The organism is Lutibacter sp. HS1-25 (assembly GCF_004121075.1).
GTDB lineage: Bacteria > Bacteroidota > Bacteroidia > Flavobacteriales > Flavobacteriaceae > Lutibacter.
Window position 1 is genome coordinate 1 of record NZ_RHLN01000150.1, and the last position, 5,132, is coordinate 5,132.

Sequence of the window (5,132 nt, forward strand, 5' to 3'; positions counted from 1 at the left end):
ACCTTGACAAGCTGATTTACTTTGAATTTGCAATTGATCACCATGATTTATTTCAACAGAAAAATCGGTTTGATATGTTTCTAAAATGGTTTTTCCATTTTTAAGAACCGTATAAGGAGCTGTTCCTTCGGCAATAGAAACAGATGCTGTTTTTTTATCAACAAGTATTTTTCCGCTTAAGTTAGAAGCTTCAGCAATGGAAACTTTGTAACATTGTTCAAAAGTATCCCCTTCAACAGTAATACATAAATCATAAGCTCCTGGACTTAAATTATCAATATTTAAAATGCTTGTGAAATTATCTGTATAATTAAAGTTGTTTCCTTTTAATGTTGCTGTATAATTTCTAGTTTCATCAGCTTCAATTTTAACATTTCCATTTTTCTTATCTATACAAGTTTCTCCTATAGTTTCAATATTAAAATTATCTGTACCTAATTTAAATTGATATTCATAATCAAGCGTATACTCTAACAAGCCTTTTTCTTCATTATTTGCATTCAACGTATGTCCATCAAAAACAAGTTTTTGCCCTTTACCTATATATAAAGAAACATTGGTTTTACCATCTTTAACATTTGTGCGTACAATTCCAAATCTTCCATTAAACTCTAGTTTTAATTCTTTTAAGTTTATGGCAATATTATCATCATCATTGGCTAAAATAATATCTGTTATTTTTGCGCCATTTACTTCAGAAATTACTTTTACACCAACTACTTTATTATTTTTAACAATGTTTGATGTAGATTTAACTGAACTTGTTGCATTTAACGAAGGTTCAAATACAACAACAAATGGTTTATCCCAAGCTTCTCCATTTTTACGGATGCCTATTATTTGTGTTTTCTTGCTATCATAACCTTTGCTTGCATCTCTTGATGGTGGTCCTAATGCTTTTGTATATTCAAGACTTGTTCCTCCAGCTATTTTCATGTGCATATAACGGTTATCATTCTTAATATGAAAACGGATATCAACACCTTTTTCAGTAGCTTCACTTACTTTAGTATCTTCAAAAAAGCGCCATCCTGGTGATTGTACTGGGTCGCCAAAATCGTTATTATAACGACTTGTTGCACTTAAGTTAAGCGTATTATTATCGGATGTAAGTATTTGGGTTTCATCTCCAATATTGTGATAAATATAATCATGAAATTCATTGGTTTCCAATGATTTTGAACGGAAAATATCAAAATAATATCCCGTTGTTGCGCTTGTGCGAATGGTACTTAAAGTCCGTTGTTGGTCACAATTATTAATTTCGTCCTTTAAAAACTGAGTTGCAAAGCTAAAATTAGCACTAATTGGATCTTCAAGGTGTTTAGGTTCTGCAGCAACGTTAACTGTGGTATTTTGCCATAAGTATGAATTTGAATTCCAAGCACCAGGTTGTTTACCATGTGACGTTCCATTAACAATTACTGTATTGTTACCAGCATATAAACGAAAATAATTGGTATGCACTGGCAATTGGCGCTCCGCTACACTTTTTGGAAGTCCACCTCCTGGAGCCATGATATAATTTGCACCATACAATTCCATGGTAATTCCGGTACAATGAGAATGTACATAGTGTGCACCACCAATAATACCACACAAACCATAATCAATGTTATTATCTTCAACATAATTTCGTTGCAATGCAACCCCAGCATGTTTAATTACAACAGTTGGTTTATAATCAAATTTCTCAATTGAATTACTTGGTGTTGGTTCACCCCAAAATAAATCAAGGCCAAAATAATTGTCGAACGTTGATGTTGTTAATTGATGTACACGACCACCTTTGGCTTCAAAATATTGTGCAAGTGCTACTTCTGCCTTTTTTTGTAAAGTTGAATTGCCCTTACGTTTTGCTAGATTTAATATGTACTTATAGTTTTCATCCGTTCCATCGTTGTCTCTATGCGAATCACCATAAGTAACAAATCGTCTATTTGGGTGACGCAAATTTTCAAATAAGAAAGCTCCTTCAAAAATATTTTGATAAGACTGAGCAACATTCATTGTAGGTTTAATTCGGTCTATAACATTTAAAATTAATGAAACATTAGGCATAAAACTATAGCTTACAGACTCTGGCCAAACACCTTGTTCACCAAACATAGGTAATATGGTGTTTTTAAATGAATTTTGACGCTTTGTTCCCTTTTCCCAAAACACGTTGAATAAACGCTCTCTTTCCACATCATCTTCAACACATAATATTGAAAACAATGCTCCAGGTGAAGTTAAAACAGGGTGATTACTTATAATCTTTCCGTGAGTATCATTACCTCCAGACTCATTTAATGCATTGCCAGCAATATTTTTAATTGCCCGTTGTGCTTTTTCATTATCATACGGAACTCTTGTACCTGTTGACTTACTGTAAACTGTTGTTCCTGATTTTTTTAAATAATTGTAAATAAAATCATAAGCAATAGCAAAATGAGGATATGTGGTTCTAGGGTCATAAAAATAATTACCTGAAATAGTTGTTGTTTCTGGATTTCTCGTTGAAATTTCATCAATATAATACGCCAAAATATCAGCCGCAAATTGGGCATATTTTTCATCCTCAGTAATATAATATAACATTGAAGCGTATTTTGCAGTGCTTAATAATTTAGAATGACTAGAAGCTAATGAAGATGCAGATGACTCTGAATTTTTATCATTAGCAGGAAAACTTGGAATTCCATTAAAAATTGAATTTGGGTTTGTTTGATGGGTTTCCAATTTACTGTCTACATTACTATGAAATTGATTAACAATACTTTTTGCCCAATCATAATTATCTATAAGACTTAAAATATGTGCTCTATCGGCAGCAGTTGTGCAAATTATTGGATGTTCAATTGTTTGAGCTACAATTACATTTGAAACACTTACTACTAATGTTAATAACAGTGTGATTTTAACAAATTTTTTTTTCATTTATTTCTCATTTATTTTACTACTATTTAATTACTATTTAATTACATCATTTGGAATTATATTTATTTACTTCTTCACAACTTTAACAAAAACTGGTTTTTCTAAATTCAATTTCACAAAATAAACACCAACAGGCTTGTCGCTAATATTTAAACTAACACTACCACCTTGCACTGTGTATGTTTGTGAAGAAATTAATTGAGATTGTGTATTGTATATTTCTATGTTTGCTGTTTTTATACCTTCTGGTAAATACATCTCAAACAAACCGTTTGTTGGGTTAGGATACACACGCACATTTTCTAATAAATCGATACTTTTTGAAAGCACACCTTGACAAGCTGATTTACTTTGAATTTGCAATTGATCACCATGATTTATTTCAACAGAAAAATCGGTTTGATATGTTTCTAAAATGGTTTTTCCATTTTTAAGAACCGTATAAGGAGCTGTTCCTTCGGCAATAGAAACAGAAGCTGTTTTTTTATCAACAAGTATTTTTCCGCTTAAGTTAGAAGCTTCTGCTATGGAAACTTTGTAAAATTGTTCAAAAGTATCACCTTCAACAGTGATACATAAATCATACGTCCCTGGACTTAAATTATCAATAGTTACATCATTACTAAATGGGTATGAAACATCATTTATTTTTGCTGCATAACTGTAGGGAGCATTGGCAATTATAATTATCTTTCCATTATTTTTATTAACACAAGTTTCTCCAACAGTACTAATAGAAAAATTATCATTTGGTAATTGTAAGGGTTTTGGTATAATTTTGAACTCATTAATTAAAACCGAGGCTGATTCTTTACCAGCTAACATATTTACTATACTGAATCTTATTTTTCGCGCAAATACAGCATCAAATAAAATAGTCTTTTCTTCTCCAATTTGTGTCCCGGCAGTAATTATTTCCCAATTAGCCCCATCCCAATACTCCAATTTCCATTCATTAATAGCTGCAGAAACTTCCTTTACAATTATTTTATTAACTGTTTTATTAACACCTAAATCTAACATTAACCATTGACCTGTACCCGCACTATTCGATTCCCAAAATGTGGAATCATCACCATCATTACTCAATTTAGCTTCTGCATTAACCTTTGATGAGGATGCTGACATATAACCTCCATATAAACGTAACTGCAATTGCGCATCAAATAAGGAATTAGGGTAAACTTGATTGTTACGTAACTCATCTAAACCTTCGTTTTTAAATGTAATATTCTTACCAACTGCAGCTTGGAAACCTACAAACAATGGATATGCAAATGTATTGGTATGTCGACTCGTTGTGTTTGAAATAAACCAAAAATCATATGTTTTGTTTGTGAAACTTGCATTATGTTTAAAATTCCAGAATGTTAGGTATGGTCCGCTATTAGGATATGCCGTTTCAGCGCCGCCACTTCCACTTAAAATACCACCTCTAACATTATCTAATAAATTGGCATAGGGATGATACCCATGACAATCGATAGATTGATTTGTTTGCATATTACAATTAACGAACACAGTGCTCGTTGTACTCCAACGCATCCCTGGACCGTGCAGCATACCTTTATCAGGATCTTTTGACAACCCTTCGCTTACATTATCGATACAATTTTCAAATAGCACACCATAACTGTATCTTGAATAGTAACTAGTATGTCCTTTCTTACCAGAAAATTCAATATCTTTAACAGTAACGGCTATACTTTTTTCTATACAAATACCTTCATTCCAATCTTTAAAATGGCAATTTCGAATCCATCCATTTGCCACATTATTAAAAGCAACGGCTTGCCACGCATAATCTACAATATCGCTTGCGTGGTGTAAAAAATCTTCTGGATAATGTTTCCAACCACTTGTAAATAAAATATCTTCAACACCTACTTCTGTAATTGTTTGAAACGTTTTAAGAACCGTCGTAGATGATAATGGCATATTAAGCTGAACGGGGTTTTTAAAGGTTATTTTGTTCCCTGCAATTTTAGTAATAACATGTTTCTCATAAGGACGGATACCATTGTTTATTATAGGTGTCCATCTAATATTAGGCGTTAAACCCGGCATATTTGCTTCAAGGTTAGCAGGGGTACGTTGATACAAATCAACATATTGCCCAATCGATAAATTGGCTGCACTGGCAACTTCTATTTCGAAGTCTCCTTTTTTAATCTCTTTTGTTACTTGAGTAATATCAACAGAATTAGTAA

1 protein-coding gene and 1 pseudogene are annotated in these 5,132 nt (G+C 32.3%); both read right to left on the reverse strand.

What is annotated here, in order from left to right; genetic code table 11:
- Positions 1–2,922, reverse strand: a pseudogene (locus EC396_RS15090) (hypothetical protein); the annotation flags it as partial.
- Between the two features lie 66 nt (positions 2,923–2,988).
- On the reverse strand, positions 2,989–5,132 hold a 2,144-nt coding region (locus EC396_RS15095; protein WP_129367596.1), incomplete at its 5' end, for a DUF4955 domain-containing protein.